General features: G+C 72.2%; 17 protein-coding genes. All 17 read left to right on the forward strand.

The annotated features are described in order from the left end of the window. Positions 1-28 precede the first annotated feature (28 nt). The 17 genes from ACFQZY_RS01370 to ACFQZY_RS01450 all read left to right on the forward strand — a co-directional run bounded on the left by ACFQZY_RS01370 (position 29) and on the right by ACFQZY_RS01450 (position 16,816). Positions 29-622: a GspH/FimT family pseudopilin gene (locus ACFQZY_RS01370; protein ID WP_377411691.1), complete on the forward strand. Its 594-nt coding sequence runs from the start codon at positions 29-31 to the stop codon at positions 620-622. Continuing rightward, positions 619-1,110, forward strand: coding sequence for a type IV pilus modification protein PilV (gene pilV / locus ACFQZY_RS01375; RefSeq protein ID WP_377411693.1), 492 nt, complete (start codon positions 619-621; stop codon positions 1,108-1,110). Before ACFQZY_RS01370 ends, pilV begins: the two co-directional genes overlap by 4 nt. Positions 1,111-1,133: 23 nt before the next feature. Beyond that, positions 1,134-2,159, forward strand: coding sequence for a PilW family protein (locus ACFQZY_RS01380; RefSeq protein ID WP_377411695.1), 1,026 nt, complete (start codon positions 1,134-1,136; stop codon positions 2,157-2,159). Then, positions 2,149-2,709 carry a PilX N-terminal domain-containing pilus assembly protein gene (locus ACFQZY_RS01385; protein ID WP_377411697.1) on the forward strand — a complete coding sequence of 187 codons (561 nt, stop codon included), beginning with the start codon at positions 2,149-2,151 and terminating at the stop codon, positions 2,707-2,709. Before ACFQZY_RS01380 ends, ACFQZY_RS01385 begins: the two co-directional genes overlap by 11 nt. 58 nt (positions 2,710-2,767) lie before the next feature. Beyond that, positions 2,768-7,111, forward strand: coding sequence for a pilus assembly protein (locus ACFQZY_RS01390; RefSeq protein WP_377411699.1), 4,344 nt, complete (start codon positions 2,768-2,770; stop codon positions 7,109-7,111). 2 nt (positions 7,112-7,113) lie between these two features. Continuing rightward, entirely contained in the window at positions 7,114-7,560 is a 447-nt protein-coding gene (locus tag ACFQZY_RS01395) for a type IV pilin protein (RefSeq protein WP_377411701.1), read from the forward strand. A 77-nt stretch (positions 7,561-7,637) separates the two neighbouring features. Then, positions 7,638-8,723, forward strand: coding sequence for a bifunctional diaminohydroxyphosphoribosylaminopyrimidine deaminase/5-amino-6-(5-phosphoribosylamino)uracil reductase RibD (gene ribD, locus ACFQZY_RS01400; protein WP_377412605.1), 1,086 nt, complete (start codon positions 7,638-7,640; stop codon positions 8,721-8,723). Between the two features lie 31 nt (positions 8,724-8,754). Beyond that, on the forward strand, positions 8,755-9,396 hold the full coding sequence (locus ACFQZY_RS01405) for a riboflavin synthase (RefSeq protein WP_377411703.1): 642 nt from the start codon (positions 8,755-8,757) through the stop codon (positions 9,394-9,396). Then, complete coding sequence (ribBA, locus tag ACFQZY_RS01410) at positions 9,393-10,529, forward strand: bifunctional 3,4-dihydroxy-2-butanone-4-phosphate synthase/GTP cyclohydrolase II (RefSeq protein ID WP_377411705.1); 1,137 nt, start codon at positions 9,393-9,395, stop codon at positions 10,527-10,529. The genes ACFQZY_RS01405 and ribBA overlap by 4 nt, the downstream gene beginning before the upstream one ends. Before the next feature lie 44 nt (positions 10,530-10,573). Further along, positions 10,574-11,041 (forward strand): 6,7-dimethyl-8-ribityllumazine synthase, encoded by a 468-nt coding sequence (ribH, locus tag ACFQZY_RS01415; protein WP_377411707.1) that lies wholly within the window; start codon positions 10,574-10,576, stop codon positions 11,039-11,041. Next, positions 11,038-11,565, forward strand: coding sequence for a transcription antitermination factor NusB (gene nusB / locus ACFQZY_RS01420; RefSeq protein WP_377411709.1), 528 nt, complete (start codon positions 11,038-11,040; stop codon positions 11,563-11,565). The genes ribH and nusB overlap by 4 nt, the downstream gene beginning before the upstream one ends. A gap of 2 nt (positions 11,566-11,567) precedes the next feature. Continuing rightward, positions 11,568-12,761 carry a pyridoxal phosphate-dependent aminotransferase gene (locus ACFQZY_RS01425; RefSeq protein ID WP_377412608.1) on the forward strand — a complete coding sequence of 398 codons (1,194 nt, stop codon included), beginning with the start codon at positions 11,568-11,570 and terminating at the stop codon, positions 12,759-12,761. Continuing rightward, on the forward strand, positions 12,758-13,159 hold the full coding sequence (gene ybgC, locus ACFQZY_RS01430) for a tol-pal system-associated acyl-CoA thioesterase (protein ID WP_377411711.1): 402 nt from the start codon (positions 12,758-12,760) through the stop codon (positions 13,157-13,159). The genes ACFQZY_RS01425 and ybgC overlap by 4 nt, the downstream gene beginning before the upstream one ends. Beyond that, positions 13,156-13,848 carry a protein TolQ gene (gene tolQ, locus ACFQZY_RS01435; protein ID WP_377411713.1) on the forward strand — a complete coding sequence of 231 codons (693 nt, stop codon included), beginning with the start codon at positions 13,156-13,158 and terminating at the stop codon, positions 13,846-13,848. The genes ybgC and tolQ overlap by 4 nt, the downstream gene beginning before the upstream one ends. A 92-nt stretch (positions 13,849-13,940) precedes the next feature. Then, complete coding sequence (locus ACFQZY_RS01440; RefSeq protein WP_377411715.1) at positions 13,941-14,366, forward strand: biopolymer transporter ExbD; 426 nt, start codon at positions 13,941-13,943, stop codon at positions 14,364-14,366. Between the two features lie 32 nt (positions 14,367-14,398). Continuing rightward, positions 14,399-15,262, forward strand: coding sequence for a cell envelope integrity protein TolA (gene tolA, locus ACFQZY_RS01445; protein WP_377411717.1), 864 nt, complete (start codon positions 14,399-14,401; stop codon positions 15,260-15,262). A gap of 93 nt (positions 15,263-15,355) precedes the next feature. Further along, positions 15,356-16,816, forward strand: a complete 1,461-nt coding sequence (locus tag ACFQZY_RS01450) for a hypothetical protein (protein WP_377411719.1) — start codon at positions 15,356-15,358, stop codon at positions 16,814-16,816. Positions 16,817-16,822: the final 6 nt, after the last annotated feature.

Genomic DNA, 16,822 nt, shown 5'->3' on the forward strand with positions numbered 1-16,822 from the left:
CCGGAAGGGCGCCTCGCATAGTCGCGGCATGTCCACGACTGCGACCGCCCGAGCCCCACGCGCCGGCGCCCTGCGCTCCACGCGCGGCGTGACGCTCGTCGAGTCCCTCGTCGCCATCGCGATCCTGGCCGTCCTCGGCGCCCTCGCCGCCCCCTCCTTCCGCACCCAGCTCGCCGCGGCGCGCCTGTCGTCCGCCACCAGCGAGCTCACGGGCAGCCTGATGCAGGCGCGCGCGCTGGCCGTGCGCCTGGGCCGGCGTGTCACCGTATGCCGCAGCCAGGACCAGTCCACCTGCGACACCGATGCCAAGCGCCACTGGGGCAGCGGCTGGATCACCTTCATCGACGCCGACGGCAACGGCTCGCGCAGCGGCACCGAGACCCTCACCTACCAGGTCTCCCCGCTCGATGCCGACCTGCGTGTGCGGGGCAACGGCACCCTGACCGATCGCGTCACCTTCGTCCCCTCCGGCGGGGCGCGCGCCAACGGCACGCTGAGGGTGTGCAGCGCGGACCCGGGCCTGGGCAACGATGCACGGGCCCGCCAGCTCGTGATGCAGCAGACCGGCCGCGTCGTCGTCGAGCGCGTCGCCGGCATCCAGGGGACCTGTCCGGGGCCATGAGGCACCTGCCCGTACGCCCCTCCCGCCCCCGGACCCGGGCGCACCGCGGCGCCAGCCTCATCGAGGTGCTCGTCGCGGTGCTGGTCCTGAGCATCGGCATGCTGGGCCTGGCCGCGCTCCAGGCGCGCAGCCTCCAGGGCAACGTGAGCAGCTTGCAGCGCACCCAGGGCGTGGTGATGGCTCAGCACCTGCTCGACATCCTGCGCGCCGACCGGGCCTCCGCCGCCACGGGTGCCTACGACCTCGGCGCCAGCCTCGAGAAGCCGGCCTGCGTGAGCAGCGACATCGCGGGCACCACCTTCGCCGCCGACAGCCTGCGAGCCTGGCTCGACGCCCTCAAGGCCCACCTGGGCCAGTCCGGCGACACCACCACGTGCGCGCTCGTGCGCTGCGAGGCCAGCGCCGTCTGCGCCGTCGATGTCCTCTGGGACGACCGCCTCGGCGGCGGCCTGGGCGCCCAGAAACTCTCGGTCAGCTCCCGCCTGTGACACCCTCCACTCCCCCTCGCCGCGTGCGCGGCTTCAGCCTCGTGGAAATGCTGGTCAGCCTGGTGCTGGGCCTGGTCGTGCTCCTCGGGGTCATCGGCCTGTACCTCGCCAGCCGCGACATGTTCCGCACCCACGAGGGCCTGGCGCGCCTGCAGGAAGGCGGCCGCTTCGCGCTGGACCGCCTGATGCGCGAGGCGCGCCAGGCGGGCCAGGTGCCTTGCGGCACCCGGCTGGACGCCAACACCCTGCGCACCGTGAACAGCCCCGCCATGGACTGGTGGGCCGACACCGACGCCGGCCTGGTACGCGCGTGGAGCGGCTCGCAGGCCAGCACCGGCATCGCCGACTGGGGCACCGGACCGGGCCAGCGCCTGAAGGGCACCGGCGCACTGCTGCTGATGCGCCCCAGCGACGACCCAGGCCTGGTGCAGCGCGCCACCGGCCACGCCATCGCCGCCCGGCGATTCACGCTCACCGACGTGGGCGACCTGCGCACGAACGACATCATCCTGGCCTGCGACGGCCGGCGCAGCGCGCTGTTCCAGGCCAGCGCCGTCAACACCCAGGGCGCCACGCTGGAGCACAAGGCCACCGGCCGGAACTGCACAGACCGCCTCGGCGCGGTCGGCACCGGCTGCCTGAACCCGGTCGACGCCGAGTTCGAGCCCGCGAGCGGGATCGTGCTGGCCCGCTGGGACCCATCGTTCTGGTTCGTGGGCATGAACGACCAGGGCACCCGCTCCCTGTACCGCATGGCCCTCAACGCAGGAGGCGGCAGCAGCGCCGTGGCAGGCAGCCAGGAGATCGCGCGCGGCGTGGAAGACCTGCAGGTGGAGGCCCTCACGCGGGACGACCAACTGGATGGCGAACTCGCCACCGCCTGGTCGCCGCCGGCGAGCTTCGCCGCCGGCTGGAGCCAGGACAGCCAGCGCGTCGTCTCGCTGCGCATCACGCTCACCCTGCGCAGCGAGGACGCGGTCGGCGCCGGCGGCAAGCCGCTGGAGCGCACGCTGGTCTCCGTCGCCACCTTGCGAAACCGTGACCGCTGACGCCATGCGCAGGCCCGCGGGGCACCCTCGTCGCCGCCAGTCCCGCGGCCTGGCCCTGGTCGTCGGCCTGGTGATCCTGGTCGTCGTGATGGTGCTGGGGCTGGCCGCACTGCGCCTGGGGGCGATGGAGGAGCGCATGGCCGGCTACGCGCAGGACCGCAGCCTCGCCTTCCAGGCCGCCGAGGCGGCGCTGCGCGAGGCCGAGGCGCTGGTCGATGCCATCCAGCCCATGCCAACAGCCGGCGCGGCCTCCGCCTGCACCGATGTCTCCCAGCCCCCCGCCTCCGTGCGTGCCTGCACGATCCCCGCGCCGCAGGACACCCCGCGCTGGACCGACACCGCCTTCACCGGCTGGCGCGACGCCACCACAGTCGGCAGCGGCACCCTCGCCGTCACGCCCCAGTACTTCGCGGAGTACCTCGGCAATGAATTCCCCTGCGGCGACAGCCCGGACGCCCCCCGGAACTGCCGCCGCTACCGAATCACCGCACGTGCCGGCGGCAACGGGCGCGCCGCCGTGATGCTGCAGTCGGTCTACGCCATCGACTGAGAAGCCGGGAACGAATCCGTCACGCCCGCCCATCCCGCGCCCACCCGGAGCCTCGAACATGTCACCATGCCCCCGGACCCCCACCGCCCTGGCCGCCCGCCACGGCGTCATGGCCCTCCTGCTCGCAGCCTGGTGCAGCGCCTGGCCCGCGCGGGCCGACTTCACCATCCCCGGGGTGCCGCTGGCCAGCCGCCCCGCGGTCAAGCCCCTGGTGATGCTGGTCGCGGCCAAGGACCACCGGCTGTTCTACGAGGCGTACAACGACGCCAGCGACATCGACGGTGACGGCGTCCCGGACACCCGCTTCAAGCCCGCCATCACCTACCTGGGCCTGTTCGACAGCAACACCTGCTACAGCCACAACGGGCGGGCGGACAACGCCGGCCTGTTCACGCCAGCGGCCTCGGCCGGAAGCCTAGGCACCTGCACCGGACAGTGGTCCGGCAACTGGCTGAACTACGTCACCACCAGCCGGATCGACGCCTTGCGCGTGGTCCTCTACGGGGGCATGCGCGAGGTCGACGAAGCGAAAAGCACCATCTTGCGCCGCGCCTACATCCCGCAGGACGCCCACTCCTGGGCCAAGGAGTACACGAGCAAGGCGGTGGACGGCTACGCCATCGAGGAGTACACGCCCCTGAAGGCGCCGATGGATGGCAGGCGCCACTTCTTCGGCAACCTCACGCCGAACGCTGCAGTCAATTGCGAAAGGCTCCAGACCTGCAGCGACCTGCCGCCCTGGCTCTCGGTGGTCACGAACTCGACCCGCCGGGTCTGGGACTGGGCCTCGAGCGAGCGGCCCGTTCTGAGCAACAGCAACCACGCAGGCACCCGCAGCGACCTGACCGTGCGGGTGCAGGCCTGCACCGCGGCCTTCCATGGCAGTGACCGGTGCCGCTCCTACCCCGCGGGCTACAAGCCCGCCGGCCTGCTGCACGAGTTCGGCGAGACCGGGTTGATGGACTTCGGCCTGATCACCGGCAGCTACGACAACAGCATGGCGGGGGGGCGCCTGCGCAAGGCCGTCGGGCCCTTCGCCTCGGAGGTCAAGCCGGAAGACGGCACCTTCACCGCATCGGCCACGCTGGTGCGAACCTTCAACGCACTGCGCATCCGGGACTTCAACAACGGCTACACGAGCAGCCGCTACCGCACCTGGAAGACCGACTACCCCCCCAAGCCCGATGACTACCCGGACTGGGGCAATCCGGTGGGCGAAATGATGTACGAGGCCCTGCGCTACTTCGCCGGCGCGGGCGCGGCGACACCCGCCTTCTCGGCCCCCACCGGCGCGGACACCGCGGTGGGGCTGCCCCTGCCCGCCTGGGACGATCCCTATGGCGCCTCCGGCAGCGCCAAGGCCGCGAGCTGCTCGCGCGCCAGCCTGCTGGTGATCTCGGACACCAACCTCTCGTACGACTCCGACCAGGTCCCGGGCGCGGACCCGGCCTTCTCGGCGGGCGCCGGCAGCCAGGCCCTGGCGGGCCTGGACACCAGCCGCGAACTCGACGCGATCACCGCGGCCGAGGCGGACGTCAAGGGCCTGCACTTCATCGGCCAGTCGGGGAACAGGTTCGACGCGGCGTCGACCGCCAAGCCGGTGGAGTCCCTGGCGAGCGTCCGCGGGCTCGTCCCCGAGGAGCCGACCAAGCAGGGCAGCTATACCGCCGCCGCGGTCGCCCGCTTCGGCAAGCGCACCGACCTGCGGGCCGACCTCGCCGGCCGCCAGTCCGTCGACACCTTCGTCGTGGCCCTGGCGTCGCCCCTGCCGCGGATCACGGTGCCCATGGGCGACGGCAAGTCGATCACGCTCGTGCCTTTCGGCAAGTCCATCAGCGGCGGTGGGGTCTCCGAGGCCAAGGGCAACTACCAGCCCACCGCGCAGATCGTCGACTTCTATGTCGACAGCCTGGCCAACACAGGGCCCGGGGACGCCAATGCCTCCGTCAACGGAGGCCGCTACTTCGCACGATTCCTCATCAACTTCGAGGATGCCGAACAGGGAGCCGACCACGACATGGACTTCGTCGTGGAGTACACCGTCCAGGTCACTGCGGAAGGCACCCTGCAGGTCCAGCTTCGGCCCACCCGCACGCAGTTCACCGGCGTGCGCCTGCGCATCGGGTACGTGATTTCGGGGACCGAGGCCGACGGCGTCTACCTCGAGGTCCAGAACGATGAAACCAATGGCGACCCGCAGAAGGAACCCGCCCGGGTCTCCTACTTCCTGAGCACCCCGCCGGGCCAGCGCCCCGGCGACTGCGACGCCGCCTCGCCGCCGCAGGCCTGCGAGCGCCTGCCGATGTACCGCCTGGGCGTGACAGAGGTGGCCAGGCGAACCTTCCGCCCCGGCACGGCCGCTGCCGCCACCTTCCTCAAGGACCCGCTGTGGTACGCCGCCAAGTGGGGCGGCTTCGTCGAGTCCACCCCCGAGACCGAGCCGCACCAGCCCGACCTGAGCACGGAATGGGACGCCGACGGGGACGGCGTACCCGATACCTACCTGATGGTCCAGAACCCGACCCGCCTGCGCGCGGCACTGCGCAAGGCCCTGGGCGAGATCCTGCGCCGCACCAGCAGCGCCAGCAGCGTGGCGACCACCGGCCCCAGCGTGCGCCAGGGCTCGCGGGTCTTCCAGGCCAGCTTCGATTCGCGCCGCTGGTCCGGCGACCTCGTGGCGCGCGCCGTCAGCGCCAGCGGCATCGGCAGCACCACGGCGTGGTCCGCCAACGCCATGCTCCCCGAATGGCAGCAGCGGCGTCTGTTCATGCGCACGGCCACGGGCGGAACCGCGGCGGTCACCTCGTTCGGTGCCCTGCCCTCCGACGACCAGAAGTCCCTCGGCAGCGCCGACGTGTTCGACTACCTGCGCGGCAACCGCGCCGCGGAGCGGGCCAGTGGCGGCACCCTGCGCGATCGCGACGGCGCCCTGGGTGACTTCGTCCACTCCGGCCCGGCCTACGACCGCAACACCGACACCCTGTTCGTCGGTGGCAACGACGGCATGCTCCACGCCTTCCGGGCGCAGGATGGCGTCGAGCTGTTCGGCTTCATCCCGCGCGCCGTGGTCTCGCGCCTGCCGGCACTCGCCCGCAGCGACTACAGCCACCAGTACTTCGTCGACGGCGCCATCGCCCTCGCTCCGCGGAGCACGAACACCTCCAGCCGAGGCTACCTTTACGCCCTCCTGGGCCGGGGCGGCAAGGGCATGTTCTCGCTGGACGTGTCCAACCCCGCGTCCTTCGGCGCCGCCAACTTCCTGTGGGAATACACGCCCGAGGGCAGCACCGAGGCCGCAGGCGACGACGACCTGGGCCTGATGCTCGGCGAGGCCGTGCCGGTGCGCCTGGCCGACGGCCGCCTGGGCGTGGTGGCCGGCAACGGCTACAACAGCCGCAAAGGCGACGCGGTCCTCTACATCTTCATCGTCAGCGCCGACGGCAAGCTGGCCTCGGTCCGCAAGCTCGCCACCGGCAGCGGCGGCGACAACGGCCTGGCCGCTCCCGCCGTCATCGACACCGACAACGACGGCCGGGCCGACCTGGTCGTCGCGGGAGACCTCAAGGGCAACGTCTGGCGCTTCGACATCTCTGCCCAGGCTCCGGGGGATTGGCGCGTGGGCCTGGACGGCCTGCCTCTGTTCAAGGCCCGGGGGCCGGACAACCAGCCTCAGCCCATCACGGCGCGCCTGCACGTGGCGCGCAACGACCGCGCCAGCGACAAGAACTTCGGCAAGCTCTTCGCGTTCTTCGGCACCGGCGCCTACTTCCGCGAAGAGGATCCGGCCAGCACCCGCGTGCAGAGCTGGTACGGCCTGCTGGCCGAGGCAGGCTCGCCGATAGGCCAGGACCGCGGGACTCTGGTGAAGCGGCGCATCGAGCAGGTCGGCACCTTCGCAGGCCGCACCGTGCGCACCTTCTCGCGCGCCGCCAGCGGTGACATGACCGGCCGCCAGGGCTGGTACATCGACTTCAACCAGCCGCCCGCGGGCGAGCGCATCGTCACCAACTCCCAGGTCCTGAACCTGGGCATCCCGGCCCTGCTTGCCGTGTCCCTGGTGCCCACGGCCGACAAGCCCTGCGACCCCGGCGGCCGCGGCTTCCTCAACGTGGTCGAGCCCTTCACCGGCGGGGGCACCGAGGTCGGCCTGCTCGACGTCAATGGCAGCAACCGGTTCGAGGACGACCGGCTCGGGGACCGCCCGATCGGCTCGGTCGAACTCTCCGTCGGCGCCCCGTCCGCCGCCGCAGCCATGAACGCCGGCAACCTCACCCTGGTCCTGGTCGGCGGCTCCGGCACGAAGGACGCCCAGGACGCGACCCCGGCCCTGGCCGCCGTCCGTGCCCGCAGCCCGGGCCCCCTGCGCCGCCGCATCGCCTGGCGCGAACTCCTGGCGGAGTGAGCATGACGACGCCCCGCGCCGCCCGCAAGGCCCCGACCGCCGCACTCCCGCGCGGCTTCACGCTGATGGAGCTGCTGGTCGCCCTGGTCATCGTCGCCCTGCTGGCCATGGTGGCCTACCCGGGGTATGCCAGCCATGCCCGGCGCGCCTACCGCGCCACCGCCGCCGCCTGCCTGCAGTCCCTGGCGCACCAGATGGAGCGGCGCTACACCACCGACATGGCCTACGACGCCGCCAGCGCGGTGCCTGCCGCCGGCTGCGTGCGGGAGCTCGAGAACCGCTACTCCTTCGCCTTCGCCGCCAGCCAGCCCACCGCCACCACCTACGTCCTCCAGGCCGACCCGCAGAACCAGCAGTCGGCCGACACCGGCTGCGGCAGCCTGCGGCTGGACCAGGCGGGCCAGCGCACGGTCAGCGGCGACAGCGATGTACAGTCCTGCTGGCGCTGAACCACCGACCGCCCGCCTTGACCGAACCGACCTCCCCGACCAGCCCCCCGCCCGACGCATCCGCCGTGCCCGCGCCGATGGCCCGGGCCCTCGCGCTGGCCGAAAGCGCCCTCTTCATCACCAGCCCCAATCCGCGCGTGGGCTGCGTGATCACGGCCGCCGACGGCCGCGTGCTCGGCGAAGGCGCCACCCAGGCTGCCGGCGGCCCCCATGCGGAGGTCATGGCCCTGCGTGACGCCCAGGCCCGCGGCCAGGACGTGCGCGGCGCCACGGCCTGGGTCACCCTGGAGCCCTGCTCGCACACCGGCCGCACCGGCCCGTGCTGCGACGCGCTGGCGGCCGCCGGCATCGCCCGCGTGGTGGCCTCCCTCGGCGACCCCAACCCCCTGGTGGGCGGCCGCGGCTTCGAGCGCCTGCGCGCCGCGGGCATCGCGGTCGAGGTCGGCCCCGGCGCGGCGGCCGCGCGCGAGCTGAACCTCGGCTTCTTCAGCCGCATGGTCCGCAAGACCCCCTGGGTGCGGATGAAGGTGGCCGCCTCGCTGGACGGCACCACCGCCCTGGACAACGGCGCCAGCCAGTGGATCACCTCCCCCGCCGCGCGGGCCGACGGCCACGCCTGGCGGGCCCGGGCCTGCGCCGTCCTCACCGGCATCGGCACCGTGCTGGAGGATGACCCTCAGCTGGACGTGCGCCTCGTCGAGACCCCCCGCCAGCCCCGCGTGGTGCTGGTGGACAGCCGCCTCGAACTGCCCCTGGAGGCCCGCCTGCTCAGACCGGGCCGCGAGCTCCTGGTCTACACCGCCAGCGACGACCCGGCCCGCCGCGCGGCCCTGCAGGCGCGCGGCGCCACCGTCATCGCCCGACCCGGCCCCGGCGGCAAGGTGGACCTCGCCGCCATGCTGCGGGACCTGGCCGCGCGCGAGGTCAACGAGCTGCACGTGGAGGCCGGCCACAAGCTCAATGGCTCCCTGGTGCGCGAGGGCCTGGTCGACGAGTTCCTCGTCTACCTCGCGCCCCGGCTGCTGGGCCCCGGCCGCGGCATGGCCGCCCTCGGCCCGCTCACCGCACTGGCGCAGGGCGTGGACCTGGAATTCACGTCCGCCACGCCGGTCGGCCCGGACCTGCGCGTGCTCGCCCGGGTCCCCGGCCGCGACCGCTTCTGAGGCCCTGCCGAATACCTGCGAAAATAGCCGGATGTTCACCGGCATCATCACCGGCGTGGGGCGTATCGCCGCCGTCCACGACCTCGGAAGTTCTTCGCAGCACGGCAAGCGCCTGACCCTGGAGGCGCCCGACGGGTACCTCGATGACGTCGGCCTGGGAGACAGCATCGCCCTCAACGGCGCGTGCATGACCGTCACCAGCTTCGACCCCGCGGCGCGCACCTTCACCATCGACATCTCCGCCGAGTCCCTGGCCCGCACCGCCGGCCTCGACCGGGCGGGCGTCCCGATCAACCTCGAGAAGGCCCTGCGCGCGCACGACCGCCTGGGCGGCCACATCGTCTCGGGCCATGTGGACGGCATCGGCCGCGTCAGCCGCTTCGCCCCGGTGGGCGAGAGCTGGGAGCTGCGGGTGCTGGCCCCGGGCGAGATGGGCAAGTACTTCGCCTACAAGGGCTCCATCACCGTCAACGGCGTGAGCCTCACCGTCAACGCGGTGCGCGACCTGCCCGAGGGCTGCGAGGTGAGCATCAACCTGATCCCGCACACCGTCCAGAACACCGCCCTGCACGCCCTCCAGGACGGCACCCCGGTGAACCTGGAAATCGACCTGATCGCGCGCTACGTCGAGCGCATGCTGGGCGGCTCGCTGCCCGAGAAAGTCTCCCAATGAACGCACTGACCTCCCCCGTCAACCCGGTGGCCATCTCGCCGGTCGAGGACATCGTGGCCGACATGAAGGCCGGCCGCATCGTCATCCTGGTCGACGAGGAAGACCGCGAGAACGAGGGCGACCTGGTCCTCGCCTCCGACCACGTCACCCCCGAGGCCATCAACTTCATGGCCCGCTTCGGCCGCGGCCTGATCTGCCTGACCCTGACCCGCGAGCGCTGCGAGCTGCTGCGCCTGCCGCCCATGGTCTCACGCAACGGCACCAAGCACTCCACCGCCTTCACCGTCTCCATCGAGGCGGCCGAGGGCGTGACCACCGGCATCTCCGCCGCCGACCGCGCCCGCACCGTGCAGGCCGCCGTCGCCAAGGACGCGAAGGCCGAGGACCTGGTCCAGCCGGGCCACATCTTCCCGCTGCAGGCCGTCGACGGCGGCGTGCTGATGCGCGCCGGCCACACCGAGGCCGGCTGCGACCTCGCCGCCATGGCCGGCCTCACGCCCTCCTCGGTGATTTGCGAGATCATGAAGGACGACGGCACCATGGCCCGCCTGCCGGACCTGCAGGTCTTCGCCGCCGAGCACGGCCTGAAGATCGGCACCATCGCCGACCTGATCGAGTACCGCAGCCGCAACGAGTCGCTGGTGCAGAAGGTCGCCTCGCGCCCGCTGAAGACCGCCTACGGCGAGTTCACCGCCCACGCCTGGCAGGACCAGCCGAGCGAGGGCCTGCACCTGGCCCTGGTCATGGGCCAGTGGGGCCCGGCCGACGCCGTGCCGGTGCGCGTGCACGAGCCCCTGTCGGTGCTCGACGCGCTGGAGGTGGGTCGCAAGATGCACTCCTGGAGCCTCGACGCCGCCCTCGCCCACATCGCCAAGGAAGGCCGCGGCGTGGTGGTGCTGCTCAATGCCGGCGAGTCCGCCGAGCAGCTGCTGGCGCAGTTCGAGGGCACGGCCCGTTCCGCCCAGGCTCCCGAGCGGGGCCGCATGGACCTGCGCACCTACGGCGTGGGCGTGCAGATCATCCGCGAATGCGGCGTGCACCGCATGACCGTCATGGGCTCGCCCCGCCGCATGCCCAGCATGGCGGGCTACGGCCTCGAGATCGCCGGCTACGTCACCCCCGGCGCGGCCTGAGCGCGGCGCCCCGAAACAGCCAGAGAACCGAAAGAACACACCGCATGCAAGGCGCAGACAAGGGCCAGGCCCACGCCCTCGACGGCACCGGCCTGAAGGTCGGCATCGTCCAGGCCCGCTTCAACGAGAGCATCACCGACACCCTGGCGCAGTCCTGCAAGGGCGAACTGCACCGCCTGGGCGTGGCCGATGCCGACATCACCCATGTCTTCGTGCCCGGCGCGCTCGAAGTGCCGCTGGCGCTGCAGGCGCTGGCCGACCGGGGCGGCTTCGACGCGCTGGTGGCCCTGGGCTGCATCATCCGCGGCGAGACCTACCACTTCGAGCTGGTGGCCAATGAATCGGCCGCCGGCGTCACCCGCGTGGGCCTGGACTACCGCCTGCCCATCGCCAACGTCATCCTCACCACCGAGAACCTGGAGCAGGCCGTGGCCCGCCAGGTCGAGAAGGGCGTCGACGCCGCCCGCGTGGTCGTGGAAATGTGCAACCTCCTGCAAGGCCTGAAGAAATGAGCGACGAGCCCCAGAACGAAGGCGCCCGTCCCGCGCGCCGCCCCGGCCTGACCGCCACCGGCGCCCGCAAGGCCTCGGCCAAGTCGGCCCGCACCCGCGCGCGCGAGTTCGCGCTGCAGGCCCTCTACCAGCGCCTGGTGGGCGGCAACGAGGCCGAGGCCATCGACCACTTCACCCGCGACCTGTCCGGCTTCCACAAGGCCGACGCGGCCCACTACGACGCGGTGCTGCACGGCTGCATCGCGCAGGCCGCCGAACTCGATGCGCTGATCACGCCCCTGCTCGATCGCAAGTGGGAGGAGATCTCCCCCATCGAGCATGCCGCCATGTGGATCGGCACCTGGGAGTTCCAGCACGCCGTCGAGGTGCCCTGGCGCGTGGTGATCAACGAGTGCGTGGAGCTGGCCAAGGAGTTCGGCGGCACCGACGGCCACAAGTACGTCAACGCCGTCCTCAACGGCCTGGCCGCCCAGCTGCGCCCCCTGGAGGTCGAGGCCGACCGCGCCACCGGGAAGGCGAAGTGACGCTGCGCATCGCGAGGCGCGCCGAACGCATCGAGCCGTTCTACGTGATGGAGGTGGCCAAGGCCGCCTCCCGCCTGGCCCGCGAGAACGCGGGCGGCGACCGGCCGATGGTGTTCCTGAACATCGGCGAGCCGGACTTCACCGCGCCGCCGCTGGTGCAGGAAGCCGCCGCGCGCGCCGTGCGCGACGGCCTCACCCAGTACACCGACGCCCTGGGCCTGGACGCCCTGCGCGAGCGCATCAGCGACTGGTACCGCACCCGCTTCGGGGTGGCGGTGCCGGCCCGCCGCATCGTCCTGACCGCCGGCGCCTCGGCCGCCCTGCAGCTGGCCTGCCTGGCCCTGGTGGAGGCCGGCGACGAGGTGCTGATGCCGGACCCGAGCTACCCCTGCAACCGCCACTTCGTCAGCGCCGCCGAGGGCACGCCGGTGCTGGTGCCGGCCACCGCCGCCGAGCGCTTCCAGCTCAGTGCGGCGAAGGTCGAGGCCCACTGGGGCCCGAAGACCCGCGGCGTGCTGCTCGCCTCGCCCTCCAACCCCACCGGCACCTCGCTGGAGTTCGCCGAGCTGGCGCGCATCCACGAGATCGTGCGCGCCCGCGGCGGCATCACCCTGCTGGACGAGATCTACCTGGGCCTGAGCTACGAGGCGGCCTACGGCCACACCGGCCTGGCCCTGGGCGAGGACGTGATCAGCGTCAACAGCTTCAGCAAGTACTTCAACATGACCGGCTGGCGCCTGGGCTGGCTGGTGGTGCCCGACGCCCTGGTGCCGGTGGTCGAGCGCCTCGCCCAGAACCTGTTCATCTGCCCGAGCGCGGTGGCCCAGCACGCGGCCCTGGCCTGCTTCGAGCCGGCGAGCCTGGCCGAGTACGAGCGCCGGCGCGCCGAGTTCAAGGCGCGGCGCGACGGGTTCATCCCGCAGCTGGAGGCCCTGGGCCTGACGGTGCCGGTACGGCCCGACGGCGCGTTCTACGCCTGGGCCGACTGCCGCGCGTGGTGCGAGCGCCTGGGCGTGGCGGGCAGCTGGGAGCTGGCCTTCGCGGTGATGGAGCGCGCCCATGTGGCCATCACCCCGGGCCGTGACTTCGGCCACACCGACATGGACCGCTACGTGCGCTTTTCCACCGCCAGCTCGATGCCGCAGCTGCAACTGGCCATCGAGCGCCTGCGCGCGCTGCGGGACACCTTCGAATGAGTTTTGAATTCCCCGTCCGCGTCTACTGGGAGGACACCGATGCCGGCGGCATCGTGTTCTACGCCAACTACCTGAAGTTCTTCGAGCGCGCCCGCACCGAGTGGCTGCGGTCCCTGGGCATCGCCCAGAGCACGCTGCGCGAGCAGACCGGCGGGATGTTCGTCGTCAGCGAGACCGCGGTGCGCTACCTGCGGTCCGCGCGGCTCGATGATGAACTCCTGGTCTCCGCCCGGCTCGAAGAAGCGGGACGCGCCTCGCTGGTCATCGCGCAGGACGCGCGCCTGAAATCCGGCGGCACGGTGCTGGCCGAAGGCACCATCCGCATCGGCTGGGTCGAGGCCGCCACGCTGCGCCCTGCCAGAATCCCCACCTCCCTCCTCGAAGTGCTCAAGCCATGAACCAAGACATGTCCATCCTGACCCTGGTGCTGCACGCCAGCTGGGTGGTGCAGCTGGTGATGGCCCTGCTGGTGACCGTCTCGGTCGCGAGCTGGGCGGCCATCTTCCGCAAGCTCATTTCCCTCAAGCGGATCAAGGCACTGAACGAGGACTTCGAACGCGAGTTCTGGTCCGGCACCAGCCTGAACGACCTGTACGCCGCGGCCGCCAAGAACGCCAAGCTCGCCGGCCCGATGGAGCGCATCTTCGCCTCCGGCATGCGCGAGTTCCAGAAGCTGCGCGAGCGCCGCATCACCGACGCCGGCACCCTGCTCGATGGCGCGCGCCGCGCCATGCGGGCCAGTTACCAGCGCGAGGTGGACGCGGTGGAACACCACCTCTCCTTCCTCGCCTCGGTCGGCTCGGTCTCCCCTTACGTGGGCCTGTTCGGCACGGTGTGGGGCATCATGCACGCCTTCACCGGCCTGGCCAGCCTGCAGCAGGTGACCCTGGCCACCGTGGCCCCCGGCATCGCCGAGGCGCTGGTGGCCACCGCCATCGGCCTGTTCGCGGCGATCCCGGCGGTGCTGGCCTACAACCGCTTCGCGCGCGACATCGACCGCGTCTCGATCAAGCTGGAGACCTTCATCGAGGAGTTCTCCAACATCCTGCAACGCAACGTCGGCGCGGGCACCGCGTCGGCCCACTGAAACATGACCCCCACGCTTCTCGCTGCGCGTCGTGCGCTGCCCCCCGAGGGGGCCCAGGCCTGCCTGGGGGCGGCCCGTCGGAGGCCTGAGTAATGCCCGGCGTCGCCTCCCGCGGCAAGGGCCGCCGCGCGGTGAACGAGATCAACATGGTCCCCTTCATCGACGTGATGCTGGTGCTGCTGATCATCTTCATGGTCACCGCGCCCCTGATCACGCCCAGCACCATCGACCTGCCCAGCGTGGGCAAGGCCAACCGCCAGCCGGACCAGAAGATCGAGATCGTGATCGGCAAGGACGAATCGCTGGAGGTGCGGCTGGATGACAAGCTGCAGCGCGTGAGCGCCGCCGAGGTCGCCGCGGTGGTGCAGCGCGCGCAGCAGGGCCAGGCCCCCGGCAGCAGCGCGGTGGTGATCAGCGCCGACCGCAACGTGAAGTACGAGTCCGTGGTGCGGGTGATGGACACCCTGCAGCGCGCCGGCGTGCAGCGCGTGGGCCTGTCGGTGCAGCTCGCGCCCTGACCCTCCCCGGCCCCCGACACCTCGAGCACGCCATGCACGTCGCCGACCCCCAGGCCTTCGCGCCGCCGCCCGAACCCGGGCGGGGCCGCGCCCTGGGCCTGGCGGTGCTGGCCCACCTCGTGCTGGTGGCGGCCCTGACCTGGGGCGTGGGCTGGAAGCGCGACCCGCAGACGCTGGCCGCCGAGGCCGAACTGTGGGCCCCCACCGCGCAGGAGGCCGCGCCCAGGCTGGTCGAGGCCCCGCCGCCCCCTCCCCCGCCGCCCGCCCCGGCGCCCCGGGTGCAGGCCCCGCCGCCGCCACCCGCGGTGAAGGACGCCGACATCGCCCTGCAGAAGCAGCGCAAGGCCGCCGAGGAGAAGAAGAAGCTCGAGGCCGAGCGCGAGAAGCAGAAGAAGCTGGAGGCGGAAAAGGCCGAAGCGAAGAAGAAGCAGCTCGCCGAGCAGAAGCGCCTGGAGGACCAGAAGAAGCGCGAGGCCGCCGAGAAGCTGGCCAAGGCGCAGGCGCAGGAGCAGGCCGAGGCCAAGCGCGCCGAGGCCCTGCGCCAGGAGAACCTGCGCCGCATGCAGGGCCTGGCCGGCGCCACCGGCGGGGCCACGGCCACCGGCAACGCGCTGCGCTCGGCCGGCCCCTCGGACAGCTACGCCGGCCGCATCCGCGCCCGGGTCAAGCCCAACATCGTCTTCAGCGACGACGTGCCGGGCAACCCGGTCGCCGAGGTCGAGGTGCGCATGGCCCCGGACGGGACCATCACCAGCCGCAAGGTCACCAAGTCCAGCGGCAACAAGGCCTGGGACGACGCGGTGCTGCGCGCCCTGGACCGCACCGAGGTCCTGCCCCGCGACACCGACGGGCGCGTTCACAGCCCGCTGCTGATGGAGTTCCGGCCCAAGGGCTGAAGCCCCGGCCGGACCCGACGAGCGGGGAACCCGGCCAGCTCATCCGTTACCACGCCTTTGCCCAGCAGTTCGCCGGGATCCGAGGAGGCGCGCATGCAGCCGGTCGTGAGCATCCAGCAATTCCGGGCCCTGGGCCTGCAGGCGGGCCCGGAGTCCGCCTCGGACCTGGTCCAGGTCAAGTTGGGCAGCGGCCAGGAGCCGGCCACGCTCTCGCTGCAGAAACCGACCAACCCACCCTCCCTCTGGAGCTCGCTGGTCGGCGCCCTGGTCGGTACCCCGACCCCGACCACGGCCGCCCCCTCGGCCGGCGGCGAGGTGACCCTGCTGCAGTTCCGGTCCGCCCTGGCGTCGGGCTACCACGGCGACATCGGGGCGAACGTGGCCCGCACCCTGGAAGGCGACAAGCTCACGCTGTCCCTGATGAACCGCGCCATCGCGATGGCGGACCGGGAACAGGCCGAGTTCCGCGCCGGCAAGGTCGACGCCTTCGCGGCGACCCTCCGGGGCAGCCTGGTCCAGGACGGCGCCGGCACACCCGGGCCCGGCGAGCCAGCGCCCCCGTTCCACCGCAGCTTCCCCGACCGGGCCTGCTGCGAGCTGCTGCGGCAGGCCTTCATGGTCAAGGACATCCTCTCGGCCTCCTCGAAGGACATCCGCGAGGACGCCGGCAAGGCCGCGGCGTGGTTCGACGCCATGCGGCAGACCCCGGGCATGTCGATGCCCCGCCTGATGGCGACCCTCGAATTCGCGCTCGCCGGCCCGGCCGACCAGGTCCGCACCGTGCTGGCGCGCGAGACCGCCCTCGAGCGGCCGAACCAGGCAGGCCCGACGGTCCTGCCGGGGACGGCCATCGCCGGCACCCTGCCCGACACGATCGCCGCCACCGGCAGCAGCGACCGCCAGGCCTTCGCCGAGGCGATGAAGTCCGAGACCAGCTTCCTCGCCGGCCCGAACCCCGGCCTGCGGGACCTGCACCGGGAGGTGGCACGCCAGGTCGGCCTGATGCAGACCGCCGTCGAGCCCATGTCCGTGAAGATCGCCGACGGCCGCACCGTGCAGATCGCCCACCAGGTCCATCGCGACGCGGTCGGCGCCGACTACTCGGTCCAGGGCCGGACGCTTGCGCGCACCCCCGAGGCGGTGGCGGCCGGCCTGCTCTCGGCCCTGCCCGCCGGCGAGCCCGGCGAGCGGATGCTGCCCAAGGTGTCGGCCGCGTTGTGCCAGGCCCTGCAGATGCAACTGGCCAAGTTCACCGCGCTGCACGGGTTCCTCCAGGGCAAGGACAACACGGGCGGCTCGAGACAGAGCTACGACCTGTGGACCGGCGCGGACGGCCTGCTCCATGCGCGCGCCGGCACCTTCCAGCGCTTCTCGGCCGCCATCATCGGCGTCGAGCAGGTGGAGACGCCCGCTTCGGCGGTGCGCATGGCGGTCGAATGCGTGTTCGACCTGCGCGCGGGCAATGAGGCGCCGCTACTGGTGCAGGTCCACACCGACATGGCCTACACCTCCGCCGCGGCCGCGGCGGACGGCAAGCAGGCTCAGACGCCGTGAACGAAG

Origin of the sequence: Ramlibacter sp. GCM10027632 (assembly GCF_042675325.1) — a bacterium.
In the GTDB taxonomy this organism is placed as follows: domain Bacteria; phylum Pseudomonadota; class Gammaproteobacteria; order Burkholderiales; family Burkholderiaceae_C; genus Ramlibacter.